Below are 4,467 nucleotides of genomic sequence, written 5' to 3' on the forward strand. Positions count from 1 at the left end.
TTATCTCAAATTTTAACGAACTATTGTAATAACCAAGATAATTGTTTCCATACGCTATATTTTTGTGCAAAGATAGTGAAAATATTGATAGGTTGTATCGGGTTGAGGGCGATTTCTGTACAGTTTAGACTTTTGCTAAATAAATGAGCAGGAAATGACTCAGCATAAAATGCTGAGGAACTGGGGCTTAACTTGCTAAAAATTTATTTTGAGCATAGTTAGGCAGGGTGCAAGGTTCTTCGTAACTTTGCACCAAGTTCAATAGTGAACGAAACGATTAATCTATCATTTATTATGTCAGAATCTAAGACATACATCTTTGGTGAAAACCAAAACGGAGGTTCAAACGGAATGCTTGGACTTCTTGCTCCTCTGCTCCAGAAGCAGGGTGTTGATCCAAATGTGCTTCTCGCCATGAAGGGTAACAACGGAATGTGCGGCGAAGGCGGCTGGTTCATGTGGGTTATCTTCCTCTTCTTCCTTATGGGTTGGGGTGGCAATGGCTGGGGCGGCTTCGGCGGCAACGGTCGTGGCGGTATCGCTAACGAGATTAACAATGACTACGGTCGTAGCCTCTTGATGGATGCCATCGGCGGTAATCGTAACGCTCTCAGTAATCTCGCTACTCAGCTCAACTGTACCGAGGGTCAGATTCAGAATGCTATTTCTGCCTTGACTTCTCAGGTTCAGAATGTAGGTAATCAGGTTGGTATGAGTGGTATGCAGACCATTAACGCTTTGCAGCAGGGTAATATGCAGATTGCTCAGCAGATTGCAAACTGCTGCTGCGAGAACCGCTTGGCTATCTGTCAGCAGACTGGAACCTTACAGAATGCCATCAACAACGTAGCTACCGGTCAGGAGCGTGGCTTCGCTAACGTGGCTTACGAGACTCAGCGACAGACTTGCGACTTGCACAACGCTATCAAGGAAAGCACTCAGACCATCGTTGACGGTCAGAAGCAGGCTGAGATGCGTGAGATGCAGAACAAGATTGATTCTCTGCGTGAAGAGAACAGTACCTTCAAGTCTTCTGCTATGACCTCTCAGATTGTAGGTCAGGCTGTAGCTCCTATCAATGCGGTACTGGCAGGTCTCCAGAGCGAGGTGGCTGGTATCAAGTGTAAGTTGCCAGAGACAGTAACTACTCCTTACAGCCCATTTACTGCGGTTCCTAACTGCGTGGCTTATCAGGCAGGTTTGTATGGTTTGAATGCTGCTAACGGTGCAGGATTCTGGGGTTAAAGAAAGGAGGCTGCTATGTTATGGTTAAGACCTTATACCTGGGTGAATCGTAACGGTTCGGCGGCTATCGCTTCTACAGGCGTGGCGGTGAATACTGCCAATGTGGTGTTCACCTTTAAAAACCACGCCTTCGTGAATGCCAACTACAGAGGAACGATTTTCGTAAATCTGAAACAGGCTATTCCGACTGGAACGACTAGTACGCTGCCTATCCTTTTCGAGACCAACGGCGCAACCCAAGCTGTAACCAAATTCAATGGTGATGCTTTGACGGTTGCAGACGTGCCGGGAACTGGAGTGGTTCAGCTCTGGTTTGAGAGAGACACTAACACCCTTCAGCTGATGACGGGTATTGTTTAACAAACAGAATAGATAATAGGAGATTACATTATGTTTCAAGGTTTAAGAACAAATTCTTTATTCTATGTCCTAGATAAGGGTGAGAACCCTAGCTTGCGGATCGGTCAGGTTGTTTCGGTGAGCAACCCTCAGACGAGATACCCATCCTTCAATAATGGCTTCACTCCTCAACCTATGGAGACTGTGGTGGACGTTAAGGTGAAGCTGGGTGACGAGGAGGTGGATTTCAAGCAGCTACCTGCTAACGGACAGATAGCGAACGACAAGAATCTTGTGGTGAGCGACAACAAGGAAGCCATGAGTGCAGAGGTTGATACGATGCTGAGACAATCCAAGGCGATACTGGAGAGCGTAGATTACCACAAGAAAGTTGTTGATTCTTGTGAGGGAATGCTATTGCAACTCAACCCCCAGATAGCCAAGGAGAGGGAACAGACTGAGAAGATCAACAAGCTGGAAGGCAAGGTTTCCGGCATTGAGGGCAAGATTGACAAGATGATGGGATGGCTCCAACAGAGCATCAATAAGTAATCTCCTATCTATTCACTTTTAAAATCTTATGATTATGATAATGGTTGAGATTACAGAAGACAAGTTTGATGGCTTGTATGAGAACGTGGAGAAGGGCTTGCGCTACTTGGATAAGGCGATGAACTGCCTGGGCGAAATGAAGCGTGATGGCAGACGTGACCGATACGGCGAGCGCAACCGCATGCCCGATTACAGAGGTCGTGGAGGCAGAAGTGGTATGCGAGAGCATGAGGAGTACGAAGACATGCGCCAACGTGAAGACCGTGGACGTGATTACAGAAGTGATTACGGAGAAGATTACTAACTAGTTTGGGGTGTGCTCAAAAGTGGGCACACCCCTTTCTTAAATTGATTGAGATTATGGGAACAAAATACAGACAATCATTAAATGCCTACGATTATCAGCCGGAGGAAATGAGGGCTTACCTGAGATACAACGGCTGGCACTTCAATAAGAAGATGTGCGAGTGGGCAATCAAGCAGATGCGGAAGAACGGTAAGCCTATCCGCATCATGAGCAAGGATGATATTGAGGACATCTTGAAAAAGAACAATATCGTGCTGGAGAATAATGTGGGCTATGATGCGGTTTACATCGCACACATGTGCCTTGCTGATTTCTACGGCTCGTCTATCACGGAGGAGAAGCAGATGGCTCAGTTCATCAAAGACTACGTGGATGATGAGGATCAGCAGGATGGTTTCATCTTCAACCGTTTCTATGCAGATACATCATTCAATGGCATAGGCATTCCTTGGGAAGACATTTTGTAAAATATGACAGAGCAGGAGATTTACATAGATAGATACGACTGGACCGTGCACGTAATGTACGATGTTCACGCAAAGGATGCCATGAAGATAAGAAGGCATCTTCGGGATTTGGGGTGCAGCGGCATTCCTCTCGAAGATGCCTGTAATCTCGTGCTCGAAGGTGAAGCGAATAAGGGGATAACCTATTCTAATGTTGATGTTCGGAAATCGGTGGTTGTTATCGGATGGACCACTTCTAAAGCGGAATGTATGAATAGCCTCAGCCACGAAATGCTGCATGTGGTTCAGCATATTTCCGAGCAGTTCTTGATAAATATGTATGGGGAGGAGGCTTGCTATTTGCTTGGTGGATTGGTGCAGGCTTGCTACAGAAGAAAAGGGTGAATCTTTCGACTCACCCTTCTTCTTTATATATAGATGCCTTTACTTACATAGGAAATAAGTACTTCTATATTTAAATTGTAAGTAAAATACTTATTGACTTGCTCACCTCAACAAAACTAAGTATCTTTGCAGTGTTATTAAATGATAACCTCAGCCACTATGTTTAGGAGTGAGGTGGCGACTCCATATAAAATAATATAATACTTAAAGGCTATTTCAAAGATGCTGAATATGATGCTATCTTCAAATATGCTAGGTTTCTTCCTGAGTCTGATGAACCTTACATCTTTGAAAGAAGTTCTAAAAAGCTAGGTAAAAAATAATCTACCTAGCTTTTTTATATTTACGAAGTCAGCGACTTAGAGTTCTAACTAGACACCTCTGTCCAAGTGCTGTTTGTTCTAATAGTGGCGAAATCAATAGAAATTCAATTAATGGAAACTGGATGGAGTTAAATACGCTATTTAATTCTAATGAATTAATAAGAATGGAATCTGATGGAATTATTTATCAATTTAATTTCAAGGAAAATTACATAGAAAGAAACTTTATGAGCGATGGAGGTAATATAAACCTTCTTTGTTTAGCCCAGCCTGATGGTGACAAAGTTATTCGACAAATTGAAATCAGTGGCAATACTATTGTCTCTAAATACAAAAGTATTCTTACTCATAATACTACTATTGTTGGAATCATTATATCAAATAATATTTTCTCAGAAAAGCCATCAATAGTTTCAGGCAATAAAAAAGGTCTGCAATCTGTATTTTAATATAGTAATAATACTAATATCAATTTTGAAGGCTATTATTTTTTTGTCAAATAATCTTTTTGGAAATTTTAAATCTGTTGAGGATAAAACATCGGCATAGGATGCTATTATTGGCAAATTTGGATTCGGCTATTCAAATGTGATTATCCAATCTAAAGAAACCAAAACTATTTCATTGATACCTGCTGACTTTAAAAATAGAATATGGTACAGTGACGTATGTATTTACAATTCAACTTGTAATTTTGTTGTAGTAGGTAAAATATTACAGAAATCGGATGGTACACGTAAATTTGTTAGTATTTTTAGTCAAGGTTCAGATATAACAGTTAGTGATGATTCTGGTAATATAGTTATAAGCAATAGTACTTCTTATCCTATAGAAGTTTTTTGTAGTTCTC

8 protein-coding genes are annotated in these 4,467 nt (G+C 41.8%); all 8 read left to right on the top strand.

What is annotated here, in order from left to right; all coding sequences use genetic code 11:
* Nucleotides 1–294: 294 nt before the first annotated feature.
* Nucleotides 295–1,245: a hypothetical protein gene (locus DW657_RS16255; protein WP_118313441.1), complete on the top strand. Its 951-nt coding sequence runs from the start codon at nucleotides 295–297 to the stop codon at nucleotides 1,243–1,245.
* 15 nt (nucleotides 1,246–1,260) lie between these two features.
* On the top strand, nucleotides 1,261–1,605 hold the full coding sequence (locus DW657_RS16260; protein ID WP_118313442.1) for a hypothetical protein: 345 nt from the start codon (nucleotides 1,261–1,263) through the stop codon (nucleotides 1,603–1,605).
* 30 nt (nucleotides 1,606–1,635) lie between these two features.
* Complete coding sequence (locus DW657_RS16265) at nucleotides 1,636–2,136, top strand: hypothetical protein (protein WP_118313443.1); 501 nt, start codon at nucleotides 1,636–1,638, stop codon at nucleotides 2,134–2,136.
* A 28-nt stretch (nucleotides 2,137–2,164) separates the two neighbouring features.
* Nucleotides 2,165–2,440 (top strand): hypothetical protein, encoded by a 276-nt coding sequence (locus DW657_RS16270; protein WP_147381982.1) that lies wholly within the window; start codon nucleotides 2,165–2,167, stop codon nucleotides 2,438–2,440.
* Nucleotides 2,441–2,496: 56 nt separating this feature from the next.
* The gene (locus DW657_RS16275; protein ID WP_118313445.1) at nucleotides 2,497–2,910 is read left to right on the top strand and encodes a hypothetical protein; all 414 of its coding nucleotides are present in this window, start codon (nucleotides 2,497–2,499) and stop codon (nucleotides 2,908–2,910) included.
* A gap of 3 nt (nucleotides 2,911–2,913) precedes the next feature.
* Nucleotides 2,914–3,294, top strand: a complete 381-nt coding sequence (locus DW657_RS16280; RefSeq protein WP_118313446.1) for a hypothetical protein — start codon at nucleotides 2,914–2,916, stop codon at nucleotides 3,292–3,294.
* 445 nt (nucleotides 3,295–3,739) lie between these two features.
* Nucleotides 3,740–4,066 (top strand): hypothetical protein, encoded by a 327-nt coding sequence (locus DW657_RS16285; protein WP_118313447.1) that lies wholly within the window; start codon nucleotides 3,740–3,742, stop codon nucleotides 4,064–4,066.
* 139 nt (nucleotides 4,067–4,205) lie between these two features.
* Nucleotides 4,206–4,467, top strand: a 262-nt coding sequence (locus DW657_RS18480; RefSeq protein WP_233547196.1) for a hypothetical protein, incomplete at its 3' end; no start/stop codon positions are given.

It is taken from the genome of Prevotella sp. AM23-5 (genome assembly GCF_003473645.1).
Classification (GTDB): domain Bacteria; phylum Bacteroidota; class Bacteroidia; order Bacteroidales; family Bacteroidaceae; genus Prevotella; species Prevotella copri_A.